Below are 15262 nucleotides of genomic sequence, written 5' to 3' on the forward strand. Positions count from 1 at the left end.
CTGGCGTCCGCGCGCCGCTACTTCCGCTCCAGGCCGTTGAGTAGCACGGTGATGATGTTGGCCTCCAGCTCTTCGGCCGACAGCTCGCGGCCGGGCCGGAACCACAGCTCAATCCAGCGCACGGCCGAGAGGATGGTGAACAGGGCCACCGACACGTTCACGGGCTGAAACTCGCCGGCCGCGATGCCGGCTTCAATGAGGGCCGCGAAGCCTTTTTCGTAGGTTTTGCGGGCCTGCTTGAACTCGCCCAGCTTGGGCTCGGGCAGGTACTTCCAGTCGTGGTTGGCCACGGACACGGCGGGGCCGTCCTCTACCATCAGGCGGATGTGCAGGCGGATGAGGGCCTTGATTTTGTCGCCGTAGCTGGCCTCGGTGGCCGAAATTTCGCCCAGCTGCGAGATGTAGAGGCCCGAAATCCGGAAGCAGATGCTGGCCAGAATTTCGTCCTTGGCCTTGATGTGGTTGTACATGCTGGCCGCCTCCATGCCCACCTGCCCGGCCAGGTCGCGCATGGACGTGCCACCGTAGCCCCGGTCCTTGAAGAGCTTCGCGGCCTCGGTCAGAATCAGCTCGCGCTTCGATAACTTCTTTGTCTTCACCATAATGCTGGGGGCGCTGGTCACGGGGTGCGCAAATCCTGTACCCGGCTCAGCTTGCCGCCTTCGCTGCGCGGCAGCTGGCCGGGGGCCCGCAGGCTCACCCGCACGCTGAGGCCGATGTTGTCCTTTATTTTCTGGGCCAACGCGCCTTGCAGGCGTTGCAGGGCGTCGTGCTGCTGCACCAGCTCGTCGGTGAGGGCCGCCAGGCCCAGCCCGCGGAGCAGGGCCGCGGCCACTTCCACGCGCACCTCCACCTCGTCGAGGGGCCCGCGCCGGGTGGCCACCACCTGGTAGCTGGGGCTGGTGCCGGGCAGGCCGCCGAGCAGGTCCTCGACCTGGGTGGGGAAGAAATTCACGCCCCGGATGATGAGCATGTCGTCGGCCCGTCCGCGGATGGGCCCCATCTTCACGTGGGTGCGCTTCGCGGAATGGTCGTAGGAAAGGCTGGTGATGTCGCCGGTCCAGTAGCGCAAAATGGGCAGGGCCTGCTTGGTGAGGGTGCTGAGCACCAGCACGCCCGGCTGGCCGTAGGGCAGCGGCTCGCCGGTGTCGCGGTCCACGATTTCGGGGTAGAAGTGGTCTTCCCAGAGGTAGCTGCCGGTGCCGCGCTCGTCCACGTCTTCCTGCGCGATGCCGGGCCCCAGGATTTCGCTCAGCCCGTAGATGTTGGTGGCCCGCACGCCCAGCCCGTCCTGCACCTGCCCGCGCACGGCCTCCGACCAGGGCTCTGCGCCCAGCACGGCGTAGCGCAGGTTGACGGCGCCTGGGGCCAGGCCGCGCCGCGGCATTTCCTCGGCCAGCACCTGGGCGTAGGAGGGCGTGGCGCAGAGGATTTCGGGCCGGAAGTCTTGCAGCAGCTGCAGCTGCCGGTCGGTGCTGCCGCCCGAGACGGGAATCACGGTCAGCCCCAGCTTTTCGGCCCCGTAGTGGATGCCCAGCCCGCCCGTGAACAGGCCGTAGCCGTAGGCGTTTTGCAGCTTCATGCCCGGCCGGCAGCCGGCGGCGGCCAGCGAGCGGGCCACCACTTCGGCAAAAACTTCGAGGTCGCCGGCCGTGTAGCCCACCACCGTGGCCTTGCCCGTGGTGCCGCTGGAGCAGTGCAGCCGCGCCACCTCGGCTTCGGGCACCGCAAACAGGCCGAAGGGGTAGTGGTCGCGGAAATCCGCCTTGCGGGTGAAGCCCAGCTTCGGCAAGTCCTCCAGCCCGCGAAACGTGGCTGCGCCGAGGCCTGCCGCGGCCAACCGCCGCCGGTAGAACGGCACCCGGGCCTGCACGTAGGCCACCTGCGCCCGCAGGCGCTCGTTTTGCAGGGCCCGCAGCCGGGCCAGGGGCAGCCGTTCTAGCGCAGGGTTGAAGAGCATCGGGGCGGGGTGGGACCAAACAAAGTTACTGAAAACTAACTAATGTTCGTTACCCTTGGGTCGCTTTTCAGACCCTTCAAGAGGCTTGGCACAACGGCCTGCTCAGCTTCGTGTTCTGAGTGGTTGCCGGCCGGCACCACTGCTTTTAATCGAAAATAACGGTCTTGTTGCGGTGCACGAACACCTTTTCGTCGAACACGAGCTGCAGGGCCCGGGCCAGCACGATTTTTTCCACGTCGCGCCCGGCCTGGGCCATTTCGCGGGCGCTCTGGGTGTGGTCGATGGGGATGACGCTCTGGGCGATGATGGGGCCCTGGTCGAGCTGCTCGTTGACGAAGTGGGCGGTGGCCCCAATGATTTTTACGCCCCGCGCGTGGGCCTGGGCGTAGGGGCTGGCCCCCACAAAAGCCGGCAAAAACGAGTGGTGGATGTTGACGAGCCGGTTGGCGTAGGGAGCCACGAACCCGGGCGAGAGGATGCGCATGTACTTGGCCAGCACCACGTAGTCGGGCCGGTAATCGGCCAGTACGGCCAGCACCTCGGCCTCGTGGGCGGCGCGGCTGCGGCCCGCGTGCGGCAGGTAATGGAACGGAATCCCGAACCGGCCGGTGAGGTCGGCCAGCACCTCGTGGTTGCCCACCACGGCCCGAATGGTGGCGTTCAGTTCGCCGAAGGCGTGGCGCACCAGCAGCTCGCTCAGGCAGTGGTGCTCTTTGGTGACGAGCACCACAACGTCGCGCGGGCGCGGGTCGGCGAGGCGCACGCGGGCCGTGGGCGGCAGGGCGGCGGCCAGGGCCCCGCGCAAGGCCCCGGCGTCGGGGTTGCCGGCAAACTCGGTGCGCATGAAGAACACGTTGCCCTCGGGCTCCACAAACTCGTCGTTGCGCAGGATGTTGAGGCCGTGGGCGAAGAGCACGGCGGTGATTTTGTAGATCAGCCCGGGCTCGTCGGGCGATTGGATGAGCAGCAGGTTGGGCATGGGCGGGGGCGAAGCGGGGGCCGGGCGGTGGTTTCTTTGCGGGCGCGCCGGCCACGGGGGCCGGGCGCTTTGCCATTTTCCCTCCCTTCGATGAGTGCCATTCAGGAAGTTGAACAACTCGAACGCCAGCGCTTCGCCGCGCAAATAACCAAGGATTACGCCGTGCTGGAGAAAATCTTCGCCGACGACCTCGTCTACACCCACGCCAACGGCCACCAGGACAGCAAAACGAGCTACCTCGCCAGCATCCGCGCCGGCCAAAGCCGCTACGACCGCGTGGACATCGATGCCCTCACCGTGCGCCCCTACAACGACGAGCGCACCGCCGTCGTCAACGGCACCGTGCGCATCGACCTGGGCCCCGGCCCCGACGGCCAGCCCCTCACCACGCACCTCAAGTACGCGGTGGTGTACATCAAAAACCCCACGGGTTGGCAGCTGGTGCTCTGGCACGCGCAGAAACAGTTAACAATGAGCAGTGAGTAATGAGCAGTCAGGCCGCCATGCTGAACGCAGTGAAGCATCTCTCCCGCAGCAGTATCCCAATCGTTCAACGAAGCAGTAGAGATGCTTCACTGCGTTCAGCATGACGACCTAATTATGTACTGCTCACTGTTAACTGATAATCACCCCGGCCGCACCCGGGCGCTGCCGCTGGTGCGGCTCGTGATTTTGGGGTTGCCCAGCACGTACACGCCGCCCGGGCCGCTGAGGTGCGCGTCCAGCGTCTGGCTGGCGCGAAGGCGGCAGTTGCCCGAGCTGCTGATGCGGGCCTCGCCGGCTTCCGACTGCAAGCCGGCGGCTTCCACCGAGCCCGAGCCGCTGATGGCCACCTCCTGGCGCGGGCAGGTGCCGCCGCCCACCCGGATGCTGCCCGAACTCGACAGGGCCGGGTGCAGCTCGGCGGCTTGCAGCTGGCCGATGCCGACGTGCCCCGAGCTGCTCACGCCCAGGGCCAGGTTATCGGCCCGCACAGTCGCTGCTTTGAGGGAGCCGGAGCTGCTCACGCTCAGCGCGTTGATGGTGGGCATGGTGATGCGCACCGTCACCTTGCCCAGGCTGGGGTGGCTGCCTAAAAACGCTTTCCAGTCGGCGCCCGATTTGGTGTCGACGGTGAGCCGGCCGTCGGCCACGGTGGTTTGCAACTGGGCCAGGTCGTCGGGCGCGCCTTCCACCACCACTTGCTGCGGGCTGCCCTGCCGCACCGTCACGGCCACCGAAGCGGCCAGCCCACCTGCGCGAAAGGGGCCCCGTCGCGCACCTCCTGGGCGGTGGGCGCGGGGGCGGCGGGCCGCACGGCGGCCGGGCCGCTGCCCAGAAGCAAGGCGGGGAGTAAGAAGCTAAAGACTTTCATAAACAAAGCGTTAGTGGGTGAGGTGGAGCCGGGGCAACGGGTGGTTTTGCTGCCCGGGTAAAGCTAGCCCCGCCGGGCGGCGGATGGCAATTTATTATCCCAACCCCCGGACTCCCGGGAGCAATCCGCCCGGGCCGGGTGCCGGTGCCCCGGCCCGGGCGTCGCGGCGGGCTGCAAAGAATTCGTATAGAGTTTGGGGGGGTTGGGATAATATTTTGTGGCGCGGCCGGGGGGCGCCGCACCTTCGCCGCACCAACGCCTTCACCGCCCCTCCCTCATGCCGTTTGCCCGCTTTTCGCCAATGCCCCACCCCCGGGCCCTCGCGCTCTTCTTCGTGTTGCTGATGGGCCTGCTGGCCGGCCCCGCCCGGGCCCAGGACAGCACCCTCACGTGCCTCATCCGGCAGCACCAGCTGCCGCTGGTGGCCGCCGGGGCCCAGTTCTCCGGCCTGGGCTGGGACGAGCTGCGGCTGAGCATCCAGCAAAGCCAGTTCGTGCTGGTGGGCGAAGACCACGGCCTGGCCCAGATTCCGGGCTTCACGGCCGCCGTGGCCCAAGTACTGCAACCGGCGGTGTTCGTGGCCGAAATCGACCCCTACGTGGCCCGGGACCTGACGATGCTGGCGGCGCAGCCGGGGCCCCCTACGGCCTACTTGCAGCAGTACCCCGAGGCGCTGTGTTTCTACAGCCTGGCCGAAGAGTTTGAATTAATACGCACGCTGCGGGCCCAGCACGTGCAGCTGGTGGGCCTCGACCAAGTATTTATTACAACGGCGGCCCGCTTTTACGCCCGGTTGGCCGAGCAAGCCAACGGCAGGCCCGCCCGGGCCTGCTTGCAGCAACAAGCCGCCAAGTACCAGGCCCAAGGGCAGGTCTTCGAGCGCGAGGGCAAGGACCGGTTCAGCATGTCCGAGCAGCGGCCCAGCGCCGTCGATAGCCTGGTGGCCGTCACCCGCCAAGAGGGCCCCGCCGTGCGGCAAATGGTGCAGGACTACGTGACCAGCTACCAGATTTACCGCACCTACGAAACCCGCGCCCCGCTGCCCAACGGCCTCTCGGCCCACCAGGCACGCCTAAATTTGATGCGTCGCAACCTGCTTAACATCAAGCCAGAACGGCCCGGCTCGGCGGGGCAGCCGCTGCCCAAAATGCTGTTTAAGTTTGGGGCCAACCACCTCGGGCGGGGCCTGAGCATCGCCTCCTTCGGCGAGTTTTACGACGTGGGCAACCTGGCCCTGAGCCTGGCCGAAGCCCAGGATAAACAGTCGCTCCACATCATGATTGTGGGCAAGCAAGGCACCCAAGCCCGCGGCTCGAACCAAGTGAACCGTAGCCAAAACGTGGCCGCCTACACCGCCGCCGATAACGCCTACCTCCAGCCCTACTTCGGCCAAACCCCCGGCCCCGCCTGGAACGTGGTGGACCTGCGCCCCGCTCGCCGGGCCCTCGGGGCCGGCAAGCTGGTGGCGAGCCAACAGATGCAGCGCGTTTTGCTGGACTATGATTACCTGGTCGTCATCCCCGAAACCACGGCCAGCCGTACGTACTAAGTTGTCGGTTGTTGGTTGGGTAGTAATAGTTTGGCTGACAGCTGATAACGAGTAACTGACAACCAGATTTTACAGCTTTTCCTCCAGCCACAGGTACCCCGCCGCGAGCAGGAACAGCCCGAAAAACCAGCCCGCCGGCCAGGGCTCCCGCACCTCGCTGGGCGCGGTAGGCGGGGCGGTGGCGCTGGCGTGCTGCGCGGCGGCCAGCCGGCGCTGCGCGGCCTCGGGGCCCGGCCAGTCGTCGGGGCCAAAAACGTAGAAGGAAAAATCGGTTTTGCCGGGGCCCCGCACCTGGTGCCACCCGGCCGCAGCGGGCCAGAACACGGCCGTGCTCCACTCGGGCAGGCGCGGGTCCTGGCGCAGGGGCAGGGCCACGGCGGGGCCCCCGGCCAGCGCCCGCACGGCGGGCGGCGCGGCCGGGAAGGCCCCCGCCGCCAGCTGCAACGCCGCGGGGTTGTGGGCCCGGGGCCAGGCCGTGGCCACGCGCCAGGTGGCGGCGGCCGGGGCCGGCGGCGTAGCCGCCGCCAGCAGCCGGCTCCAGAACGAGGCGTAGGCCGCGTCTTGCCCGGCCAGGGCCCAGCGAAAGGTTTCGGGCACCACCGACACCACCACCGCGCCCAGCCCAAACCGGCAGCGGGCGGCCACCAGGGCCGCGCCGGGGCCCCGGACCAACGGTTGCAGCGCGGCGCTGGGGCGCAGCGCGGCGGGCAGCGGAGCCCGGACGGCGGACGGCGCATCGGCCCAGGCGAGGGGCTGGGGCGTGGCCGCCGCGGGGCGCGGCACCACGGCAAAAGCGGCCCGGCCCGGGGTGGCGGCGGGCAACGGCGCGGCGTCGGCCAGCACCACCAGGCCCAGGCGGCCGGCTTGCAGGGCCCCGCGCAGGGCCTGGCCTTCGGCCCCCGGCAAGCCGGCCAGCGTGCCCGCGTCGGCCACCACCACGGCGTAGCGGGCCAGTAAGGCGGGCGTGAGGCGGTCGAGGGCCTGGGCGGGCTGGTTGAGGAACTCGGTTTGCACCAGACCCCGGCTCACGCCCGTGCGCACGGCCACGGCGCGGGGCTGCCCGGCGAGGTGGTTCTTCAAAAACTTGAACTCGAACGCCGGCGCGGCGCTCAGCAGCAGCACCGGCGGGTGCGGGGCGGCGGCTACTTCCAGCGGCACCGGCTCGGCGCGGGCGGGCTGGCCGGGCGGGCGCAGCACCAGCCGGTACAGGGCCAGCCCGGCCGCCCGGGGCCGGTAGCGCAGCCGAAACGCCCCGCCGCCGGCCGGCACCCGCACCGAGTCGCGCCCGCCGCCGTCGGCTTGCAGGCTTACCCAGGCCGGGGCCCCGGCGGGCGTGGCCGCGGTGCCTTCCACCGTCAGCGACTCGCCTAGCCGCAAGCGCGGGGACCAGGTAGCCGTTTCAAAACCGGCAAAGGCCGGCGGGGCGTGTATTTGCAGCGCCACGGGGCCCAGCTGGGGCAGTTCGGCGGCGGGCAGGCCCTGGCCCAGCACGTGCACGCGGCGCAGGGCGGGGCGTTGCTCGGCCAGCGCCAGCAGGCTGCCCAGCGGCCGGGCGCGGGCCGGGCCCGGGGCCCCGGCGTAGCGCCACACGGGCGTGCCCGCCCCGAGCCGGCGCAGCAGCTGGGCCAGCGTATCGGGCCGGTAGCCCGGCGTCAGCACAATGGCTTCGGCGCGGGCGGCGGGCACGGCGCGTAGGGGCGGGTAGGCCGCGAGCCACAGGGCCGCCGCCGCCAGGGCCCCGGCCAGCACCCGGGCCCCGCGCTGGTGGTGGCGCGGCCGCCGCCAGGCGGCCACCGCCAGCCCGAGGCCCAGCAGCAGGCACGCGGCGGCCAGGCCGTACTGAATCAACAAAGAATAAATGGCCAAGTAATCAACGGCTTAAGTTTTGGAAATAGCGCCGGGCCAGGCGGTCGGGGGCCGGGGCGGGGGCCTCGGTGGGGGTGGGCGGCGGGAGCAGGGCGGTGAGGGCGCGGGCCACCGTGCGGCGGCAGTCGGGGCAGGGCGGGCGGGCGGCGCGCACGTCGGCCAGCAGGCGGCGCAGGTCGCGCAGCGCGGCGAGGTAGGCCCCCGGGTGCTGCACGGCGGCCTGGGCCAGTACGGCCCCGGCGGGTTCCAGCCGGCGGGCGTCGGCGGGGCGGGCGGGCTGCCCGGCCGCGACGGCGGCCAGCCAGGCCAGGGCCCCGCGCACGGCGGGCTGGGCGGCGGGGGCGGCCACCTGCGCCAGCAAGCGCGGCGCGGCGGCCCCCTTCAGGTCGCCGCTGAGGCGCAGGCCGGGCTCGGGCGCGGCCGGGGGCGCAAAGCCGGCTTTCTTGACGAAAGCCCGGGTTTGCTGCTGCACCTGCTTGAGCAGGCGCAGGGCCCGGTACTCGTAGGGCAGGGCGGCGGCGGGCTGGCCGGTGCGCAGGCGCAGCTCGGCGGCCCACATCTGGTCGAGCACGGCGCGCAGCTTGGTTTTCACAGCCGGCTCCAGGAAATCCGCGGTTTCGGCGTCGTCGTGCTTGTGGATGTAGGGCTGCATCAGGGCATCGGTTTCGGCCGTGGGCGAGGCGTTGCGGTCGGTCGACGCGCTGGCCTCGTGGTCGTGGTCGTCGTGGCCCGCGGGCGTGGCGGCGGGCACGGGCGCCTCGTCGTCTTCCGCGATGGGTGAGTGCGACTCGGCGCGGGGCGCGGGCCGAGCTTCGGTTTCGGGCCCCGCCGTCACGCCTATGCCGGGCTCCAGTTCCTCGCCCATAAACTTGCCGTAGCGCAGGCGCAGCGCCTGCTGGTCGGCCCCGAGCTCGTTGGCACGGGCGGTTAATTCGCTGGGGGTAAGTTTTTTGCGTTCGGCCAACAGCTTCTCGGTGTCGATGATGAGCTGGCGCTGGCTGCGGAAGTACGCCGGGGCCACCTTGGGGCCCCCCATCAGGCCCGACACGCCGGCGGCGCGGGCGGTGTCCTGCCACTGCACGAGGTAGGCGTCGGAGCGGGCGGCGTGGCCGGCGTTGTCGCGGGCCGAAATGTAGAAGTACAGCTCGTCGCCATACGTCAGGCCCAACTGCTTTAAGTTGAGCAGGCTGCCCACCGTGGCCTGCGCCGGCTGGGCCCCCAGGGCCCCGCCGAGGTCGCGCCGCACCTCGCGGAATTTTACCGCTTCGCCCGCGCCCTGGGCCACCGTGACGACCAGCTCGGCGTTGCTCAACCCGTAGTCGTCGCGCAGCAGGGCCCGCACCGGCACCTCGGCCCGGGCCCCGTGGGCGGGCACCAGCGTGTAGGCCCTGGGCGTGAGGATGCGCACCGCCGGGGCCTGGTCGGCCAGCACGTCAATGGCATAGTCGTCGGACACGGTGCCCGCAAACCGCAGCCGGTACAGCGCCGAAGCGTTCAAAACCTGCTCCGTGGCAAACGTGTTGGCCGCGCCCGCCACCGGCCGGAAGGCCACCCGCCGCCCGCCGATTTCCAGCTGCGGAGCCCCGGCCGCCGCGGGCCGGCTCACGCGCACCACCCAGCGCACCCGCGCCCCCTGCGGGCACTGAAACGAGGCCTGCGCCGGCGCAAACGCCGCCCGCCGGGTGTAGGCCGGGGGCGTCACCAGCAGCCGGGTTTCGAGGATGCGGGCCGGGGCGGGGGCCCCCGATTTGGTGGGCCGCGCGTTGAAGTGCACCGCCACAGCCGCCGGGGCCACCGCCCGGGGCCCCGCCGCCGGCCAGGCCCAGGCGCCCGCCCCGGCCGCCAGCAGCGCCAGGGCCAGCAAGCCCGGTCGGCGGAAATCTACGGGTAGTAGTTCCGCCTCGCCGTCAACCAATTGCGCCAGCCGGCTGGCTACGCGCTGCTGCTGGAACCGTTCAAGTAAGCTCAGGCCGGAGGGCGAAAGCAGGAGCAGGCCGGTGCTGTCTTCGAGTTGCGGAAAGCGGCGGTCGAGCCGGCGGGCCACGGCGGGGGCGGGCAGGGCCCCCAGCGGCCAACCGCGCCACGCGGCTAGACCCAACGCCATGATACCCAGTCCTACTAGCGCCGGGATGGCCCCGGGCCAGTGCCGGGCCAGGCCTGCCAGCAACAGGGCCCCGGCCAGCACCGGCAGCAGCGCCGCCGCCGCCCGGCGCAGCGCGTAGCGGCGGCCCACGGCGGCCAGCTGCCGCGGGGCCCCGGCCCGGGGGGGCGCGTCGGAAGGGAGAACGGCTGGCATCATACAGTAGGGGATAAGGCGGCGGTGCGCCGGGCCAGCCCGCGCTCCGCGGCAAACAACAGCAGTGCCAGCAGTACCAGCCACGGCCGCAAATCAGCGAAAGTGTAGGCCGTGGCGGGCCGCGCCCGCACGGCCGCCGCGGGCCCCGCCGGAAGCTGGGCCGCATCAAAAGCCCGCTGGTCGTGGGCGTCAAACGCAGCGGCGGCCCGGGCGGGCCGCAGCACTTCCAGCAGCAGGGCGGGCAGGGCCGGGCTGTCGGCCAGCTCGCTCCAGGCGGGTTGCAGGCGGGTGGCCAAGTAGTAAAAAGCGCCTTGCCCCACGGCCTGCCGAGTCAGCACGGCCCGCCCCCGCGCATCGGTCCACAGCGGCGCGCCCACCGTTGCGGGCAGCCTGGTGCGCCGAAACAGCGCCACCGCGGCGGCTTCGGCGGCCGGAGCCACCAGCTGCGCGGTATCGGCCGCGCCGGGGCCCGCAGCGGCTTGCCATACGTGCGCGCCCCGCGCCGCCGCGGCCCGCCAGGCGGCCGGTACGGGCGCATCAGACAGCCAAAACAGCCAATTGACGCCCGTCGCTGAAGCCGGCGCGACCGTAGCGGTAGTCAGCTGCAACGGCGCGGCCAGCCCCAGGGCGGCCGCCTGCAGCGCCGCCCGCAGGTAGCGGGCCTCCTCGGCGTGGCCGGGCGTGGCGTACAGCACGGCGCGCAGGGGCCCCGCCACGGCAAGGCCGGGGCCCGGCGCAGCGGAGTCCGGCCGTAGCCGATCGGTGCCGTCGGCGGCGGTGAGGTAGCGCAGGGGCCCCAGGCCGGGCACGCGCAGCGGCCCGCCGCCAGCCGGCCGGGCCACGGCCACGGCCACGGGCCGGAAAGTGGTTTGGGTGGCGGTGCTGCGGCCCACCAGCAGGCGCAGGCTATCGGCCGAAGCCGCGGCTTCGGCCAGCCACGCCGCTGCCGGGGTCCCGGGGGGCAGCAGCTGCCAGCGCACCGCGGCCGGCAGCGGCGGGTGGGGGCCCTGCAACCCACGCAACGTGCTGGCCACTACCACGCGCAGCGGCTGCCCGGGAAATGAGTCGGCCGCTTGCCGCACCCGCGCCCAGGCAAAATTACCTGCCGCCGGGCCCCCGTAGCGGCCCAGCGAATCGGGGCTCGCCGCCGGCAGGCCCGGGGCCAGCCAGCGAAATGCATAACCGCGGCGGCGCAGCGAGTCGAGCCCCGGCCGCGCCGCCGCCAGCGCCGGGGTGCCCGCCAGCTCGGGGCCCACCAGCACCTGGCCGCGGCCGGCGGGCCGCACCTGCCGCCACGCTGGCCCGGCCACCGCTACCGCCAGGGCCCCCAGCACGGCGGCCCGCAGCAGCAGCAGCGCCAGCTGCTCGGGCTTCAGGTTGCGCAGGCGGCGGTTGGCCCCGGCGGCCAGCCAGCGCAGGCTGCCCACCGCCACCTCGGGCCCCGGCCGCCGGTTCCAGAGGTAGATGGCCAGCGGCACCAGGAGGCCCAGCAAAGCCAGCAGCGCAGAAGGAGAGGTGAGGGTGAGCAAAAGGCAGGGATGAATTTCGGTCAAAAATTTCCTTGGCGAAACTTACTTTTCACTTGGCGAAACCCTGCGCGAAATGCATTTCGCGCAAGGTTTCGCCAAGTGAAAAGTAAGTTTCGCCAAGGCTTCACGAGCTGGCGCGTTTTCGCAAAAACTCGCGCAGGGCCCCATCGAGCGGTGCGGCGGTGTTCAGCAAGTGGTAGTCGAAGCCCTGGCGGCGGGCGGCTTGGGCGGTATTCGTCAGCCAGGCTTGCAGCTGGGCTTGGTAGGCGGCGCGCTGCTGGTCGGCGTCGATTTGCAGGGTTTGGCCGGTTTCGAGGTCGCGCAGCGTCACGGCGCCACGGTAGTTGAAATTCAGTTCATTATCGGCCACCAGGTGCAGCAGCAGCACGTCGCCGCTCACGGCCCGCAGGCGCTTGAGCAGGCGGTTTATTTCGCCGTCGTCCTCGTACAAGTCGCTCACGCACACCGTCAGGGCCCGCTGGCGGCGGGCGGTGAGGGGGGCCAGCGCGGCCGCGTCGGGGAAGGTGCCGGCGGCTTCGGCCGTTTCGAGGGCGTGGTAGAGGCGCGGCAGCTGGCGGCTGTCGGCCCGGGGCGGCAGGTGGCGCAAGCCGCTGGGGCGGAGGATGGTCAGGCCCACGGCGTCGCCCTGGTTTTGGGCCAGGTAGGCCAGGGCCCCCAGCAGCAGCCGGCCGTAGTCGAGCTTGGTGAGGCCGTTGGCGTCGCGGTGGTTCATGCTGGCGCTGGCGTCCAGCAGCAGGTGCACGGTCAGGCTGGTGTCCACCTCCGATTCGCGCAGGTAGTAGCGGTCCGAGCGGGCCGCCAGGCGCCAGTCGAGCCGCCGTAGGTCGTCGCCGGGCTGGTAGGGCCGGTACTGGCTGAACTCCATGCCCACGCCGTGCCGCCGGCTGGCGTGGGCCCCCGCGAGGAACCCCTCGGCTGCCCGCTTGGCGGCCAGCGGCAGGTTGCGCAGGGCGTGCAGGAGTTCGGGGCTGAGCATTTTCTAGTTGTTCGTTGCTAGTTGTCAGTTACTAGTTGTTGGATTTAGAGCCCTCAGGCCGTCATGCTTCGGCAAGCTCAGCATGACGGCCTGTATTGCCTACACAGCACGCAAACCTTGCGCTACACCTGCACCGCTTGCAGCAGCGCCGCCACCGCGTCGTCGGGCGTCAGGTTCTCGGCTTCGGCGTTGAAGTTCAGCAGCACCCGGTGGCGCAGCACGGGCGGGGCCAGGGCCCTGATATCGTCCAGGGTGGCGGCGAAGCGGCCTTGCAGCAGGGCCCGCGCCTTGGCGCAGAGGATGAGCGCCTGGCCCGCCCGGGGCCCCGCGCCCCAGCGGCCGTAGTCCTGAATGAACTTCACCGCCGACGTGGCCGGGCGGGTGGCCCGCACCAGCCGGTTCACGAAGCTGAGCAGCTCGGGGCTGAGGCCCACCTGGCGCACCAGCTGCTGGAGCTGGCGCACGTCGTCGCCGCCCAGCACGGGCCGTACCTGGGCCCCGGCGGTGCCGGTGGTGCCGCTGAGCACGGCCATTTCCTCCTGCTCGGTGGGGTAGCCGATGCGCACGTACAGCAGGAAGCGGTCGAGCTGGGCCTCGGGCAGCGGGTAGGTGCCGCTCTGCTCGATGGGGTTTTGGGTGGCCAGCAGGAAAAACGGCTTGGGCAGCGCGTGCTCCTGGCCGGCGTAGGTCACGTGGCCCTCCTGCATGGCCTCTAGCAGGGCGGCCTGGGTTTTGGGCGGCGTGCGGTTGATTTCGTCGGCCAGCACCAGGCTGGCGAAAATGGGCCCCGGGTTGAACTTGAACGAGCGGTGGCCCGTGCCGTGGTCTTCCTCCAGCACCTCGGTGCCGAGGATGTCGGTGGGCATCAAATCGGGCGTGAACTGGATGCGGCGGAACGGCAAATCGGTGGCCGACGCCAGCGTGCGCACGAGCAGGGTTTTGGCCAGGCCGGGCACCCCTTCCAGCAGGGCGTGGCCGCCGGCCAGCAGCGCCACCAGCACCTCGTCGAGCACCGCCGACTGCCCCACGATGACTTTGCCAATTTCGGCTTTCAATACCGGCAGCTTGGCCAGCAACGTGTTAACGTCTTGTTCGGTCATTTTTTTTGAGCTGTTGGCTATTAGCTATTAGCTTTTAGTGTTGGAATCAGTCAGGCCGTCATGCCGAGCGCAGCCGAGGCATCTCGCGTGCAGCAGTAATCATGATTAGTCAGCGGGCGAGATGCCTCGGCTGCGCTTGGCATGACGGCCTTTTGTGAGGCGTTTTCTTCGGGAACAAGTCTAAAAAGCTCAGGACAAGGCGTACAGCAAAATGTTGACCCCAAACTTGGTGTTATCCTCCGCCAAAAAGCGCTTGTTGCGGAAGTCGTAGTCCCACTCGCAGCCGTAGTCTTTATTGGAATACAGCACCCCCAGCCGGCCCTTAATTTCGATGCCCTTTAGATAGTCGTGCACCAGGTCGTCGCCCCAGCCGTTCAGCTCGAAGCCCGTGTTCGGGGGCCCTTCCTTGAACTGGAAAAACTGCGAGTAGATGGGATGGGTTTTGGGAATTTTCTTCAGGGCCTGGGGCCCGAAGCACCCGCGCATCTGCTCCTCAAACGAGCGGGCAAACAGGCCGTCGATGTCGTGGTTGCAGTCGTCCACGAACACGAAGCCGCCGTTGCGCACGTACTGCGTGAAGTTCTTCTTCTCGGCCGCCGAAAACTGCACCAGCCGGTGCCCGCTCAGGTAGCAGAACGGGTAGCCGAACAGCGCGGGGCTGTCGAGGGCCACTACTTTTTCCTTGGGCTCGACGGGCACTTTGGTGTACTGCACCAGCGAGTGCAGCAGGTTGGCGGGCATCCGCTCGTCCACCGCGTCCCAGTCGCCGGAGTGGTAGCTGAGGCGCACAAACGTGAAGGGAACGGGCATAAACGCGGGTAAAGAACGGGCCAACCGGGGTCGGGGACTTAAACTTTTTGAAACGGCACCGCTCAGAAGGACAATTTTAGACCGCCCGCGACGCTTCGTTTACGTAATCACCCCAAATTATTTTTATATCCTTCGCCATGAAACTACTAGCCTTTCCCCTCGCCGCCGCGCTGGCGGTAGCTTTTGCCCCCAAAGCCCAGGCCCAGTTCGGCGTGAAAGCCGGCGTGAACGCGGCCGAAATCTCGGGCTCCGACGGCCAGTCGTCGTCCTACAAAACGTTCTACCACGTCGGCGTCTTTTACCAAATCAAGCTCGTCGGGCCCCTGTCCATCCAGCCCGAAATCCAGTACTCGCTCCAGGGCGGCAACCTGAAAGACGCCTATTCCGACTACGACACCAAGCTGCACTACTTCGCGCTGCCGGTGCTGGCCAAGGTCACCCTGGGCCCCGTGTTCGTGGAGGCCGGCCCGCAGTTCGGGGTGCTCGTCAACGCCACCCAGAACGGCAAGGTGCAAGTGACCGGCACCAACGGCAACCCCAGCACCGGCCAGGCCGACAACCAGACTGCCACCGACCAGTACAAGCGGGCCGACTTCAGCCTCGCCGCCGGGGCGGGCCTCAAGTTTGGCAGCCTCACGCTGGGGGGCCGCTTCGTGGCCGGCCTCAACGACATCAACGACGCCAAAACCCTGACCGGCACGAACGACCCGCGCCTGCAAAACCGTGTATTCCAGGCCTACGCCGCCATCCAGTTCGGAAAATGAGTGCATGTGGGGGATGAGCGGGTGCGTCCCGGGCGGTCATGCCGAGCGCAGCCGGGGC

The 15262-nt window shown here is 69.8% G+C and carries 14 protein-coding genes; 3 read left to right on the forward strand and 11 right to left on the reverse strand.

From position 1 onward, the window contains the following. Window positions 1-17: 17 nt before the first annotated feature. From HNP98_RS17480 to purU, 3 genes are all read right to left on the reverse strand, one after another. Window positions 18-623 carry a TetR/AcrR family transcriptional regulator gene (locus tag HNP98_RS17480; protein ID WP_173811463.1) on the reverse strand — a complete coding sequence of 202 codons (606 nt, stop codon included), beginning with the start codon at window positions 621-623 and terminating at the stop codon, window positions 18-20. Beyond that, window positions 620-1960, reverse strand: coding sequence for a phenylacetate--CoA ligase family protein (locus HNP98_RS17485; RefSeq protein ID WP_173811464.1), 1341 nt, complete (start codon window positions 1958-1960; stop codon window positions 620-622). The genes HNP98_RS17480 and HNP98_RS17485 overlap by 4 nt, the downstream gene beginning before the upstream one ends. A 145-nt stretch (window positions 1961-2105) precedes the next feature. After that, on the reverse strand, window positions 2106-2939 hold the full coding sequence (gene purU, locus HNP98_RS17490; RefSeq protein ID WP_173811465.1) for a formyltetrahydrofolate deformylase: 834 nt from the start codon (window positions 2937-2939) through the stop codon (window positions 2106-2108). A 90-nt stretch (window positions 2940-3029) separates the two neighbouring features. On the opposite strand from purU, the gene HNP98_RS17495 reads away from it, so the two are divergent. Beyond that, window positions 3030-3425: a nuclear transport factor 2 family protein gene (locus HNP98_RS17495; RefSeq protein ID WP_173811466.1), complete on the forward strand. Its 396-nt coding sequence runs from the start codon at window positions 3030-3032 to the stop codon at window positions 3423-3425. A gap of 140 nt (window positions 3426-3565) precedes the next feature. Here the strand turns inward: HNP98_RS17495 and HNP98_RS17500 are convergent, their stop codons facing one another. After that, complete coding sequence (locus HNP98_RS17500) at window positions 3566-4150, reverse strand: head GIN domain-containing protein (RefSeq protein ID WP_173811467.1); 585 nt, start codon at window positions 4148-4150, stop codon at window positions 3566-3568. Then, window positions 4147-4293 (reverse strand): hypothetical protein, encoded by a 147-nt coding sequence (locus HNP98_RS17505; RefSeq protein WP_173811468.1) that lies wholly within the window; start codon window positions 4291-4293, stop codon window positions 4147-4149. Before HNP98_RS17505 ends, HNP98_RS17500 begins: the two co-directional genes overlap by 4 nt. A gap of 301 nt (window positions 4294-4594) precedes the next feature. Between HNP98_RS17505 and HNP98_RS17510 the strand changes: the two genes are divergently transcribed. Further along, on the forward strand, window positions 4595-5842 hold the full coding sequence (locus tag HNP98_RS17510) for a hypothetical protein (protein WP_173811469.1): 1248 nt from the start codon (window positions 4595-4597) through the stop codon (window positions 5840-5842). A 69-nt stretch (window positions 5843-5911) separates the two neighbouring features. Here the strand turns inward: HNP98_RS17510 and HNP98_RS17515 are convergent, their stop codons facing one another. The 6 genes from HNP98_RS17515 to HNP98_RS17540 all read right to left on the reverse strand — a co-directional run bounded on the left by HNP98_RS17515 (window position 5912) and on the right by HNP98_RS17540 (window position 14440). Continuing rightward, window positions 5912-7708, reverse strand: a complete 1797-nt coding sequence (locus tag HNP98_RS17515) for a hypothetical protein (RefSeq protein WP_173811470.1) — start codon at window positions 7706-7708, stop codon at window positions 5912-5914. Window positions 7709-7712: 4 nt separating this feature from the next. Then, on the reverse strand, window positions 7713-10007 hold the full coding sequence (locus HNP98_RS17520) for a DUF4175 family protein (RefSeq protein ID WP_173811471.1): 2295 nt from the start codon (window positions 10005-10007) through the stop codon (window positions 7713-7715). Continuing rightward, entirely contained in the window at window positions 10004-11533 is a 1530-nt protein-coding gene (locus HNP98_RS17525; RefSeq protein WP_173811472.1) for a BatA domain-containing protein, read from the reverse strand. Before HNP98_RS17525 ends, HNP98_RS17520 begins: the two co-directional genes overlap by 4 nt. Window positions 11534-11657: 124 nt before the next feature. Next, window positions 11658-12530: a DUF58 domain-containing protein gene (locus tag HNP98_RS17530; RefSeq protein WP_173811473.1), complete on the reverse strand. Its 873-nt coding sequence runs from the start codon at window positions 12528-12530 to the stop codon at window positions 11658-11660. Between the two features lie 122 nt (window positions 12531-12652). Then, window positions 12653-13630 carry an AAA family ATPase gene (locus tag HNP98_RS17535; protein WP_173811474.1) on the reverse strand — a complete coding sequence of 326 codons (978 nt, stop codon included), beginning with the start codon at window positions 13628-13630 and terminating at the stop codon, window positions 12653-12655. Between the two features lie 189 nt (window positions 13631-13819). Then, the gene (locus HNP98_RS17540) at window positions 13820-14440 is read right to left on the reverse strand and encodes a DUF4159 domain-containing protein (protein ID WP_173811475.1); all 621 of its coding nucleotides are present in this window, start codon (window positions 14438-14440) and stop codon (window positions 13820-13822) included. 137 nt (window positions 14441-14577) lie between these two features. Between HNP98_RS17540 and HNP98_RS17545 the strand changes: the two genes are divergently transcribed. Further along, window positions 14578-15204 carry a porin family protein gene (locus HNP98_RS17545; protein ID WP_173811476.1) on the forward strand — a complete coding sequence of 209 codons (627 nt, stop codon included), beginning with the start codon at window positions 14578-14580 and terminating at the stop codon, window positions 15202-15204. Window positions 15205-15262 lie beyond the last annotated feature (58 nt).

This window comes from Hymenobacter caeli (genome assembly GCF_013294115.1).
GTDB lineage: Bacteria > Bacteroidota > Bacteroidia > Cytophagales > Hymenobacteraceae > Hymenobacter > Hymenobacter caeli.

Coding starts and splice junctions, on each gene's coding strand:
- HNP98_RS17520 (WP_173811471.1), bottom strand. CDS start 10,007: ATGATGCCAGCCGTTCTCCCTTCCGACGCGCCCCCCCGGGCCGGGGCC.
- HNP98_RS17505 (WP_173811468.1), bottom strand. CDS start 4,293: ATGAAAGTCTTTAGCTTCTTACTCCCCGCCTTGCTTCTGGGCAGCGGC.
- HNP98_RS17530 (WP_173811473.1), bottom strand. CDS start 12,530: ATGCTCAGCCCCGAACTCCTGCACGCCCTGCGCAACCTGCCGCTGGCC.
- HNP98_RS17510 (WP_173811469.1), top strand. CDS start 4,595: ATGCCCCACCCCCGGGCCCTCGCGCTCTTCTTCGTGTTGCTGATGGGC.
- HNP98_RS17495 (WP_173811466.1), top strand. CDS start 3,030: ATGAGTGCCATTCAGGAAGTTGAACAACTCGAACGCCAGCGCTTCGCC.
- HNP98_RS17545 (WP_173811476.1), top strand. CDS start 14,578: ATGAAACTACTAGCCTTTCCCCTCGCCGCCGCGCTGGCGGTAGCTTTT.
- HNP98_RS17485 (WP_173811464.1), bottom strand. CDS start 1,960: ATGCTCTTCAACCCTGCGCTAGAACGGCTGCCCCTGGCCCGGCTGCGG.
- HNP98_RS17540 (WP_173811475.1), bottom strand. CDS start 14,440: ATGCCCGTTCCCTTCACGTTTGTGCGCCTCAGCTACCACTCCGGCGAC.
- HNP98_RS17535 (WP_173811474.1), bottom strand. CDS start 13,630: ATGACCGAACAAGACGTTAACACGTTGCTGGCCAAGCTGCCGGTATTG.
- purU (WP_173811465.1), bottom strand. CDS start 2,939: ATGCCCAACCTGCTGCTCATCCAATCGCCCGACGAGCCCGGGCTGATC.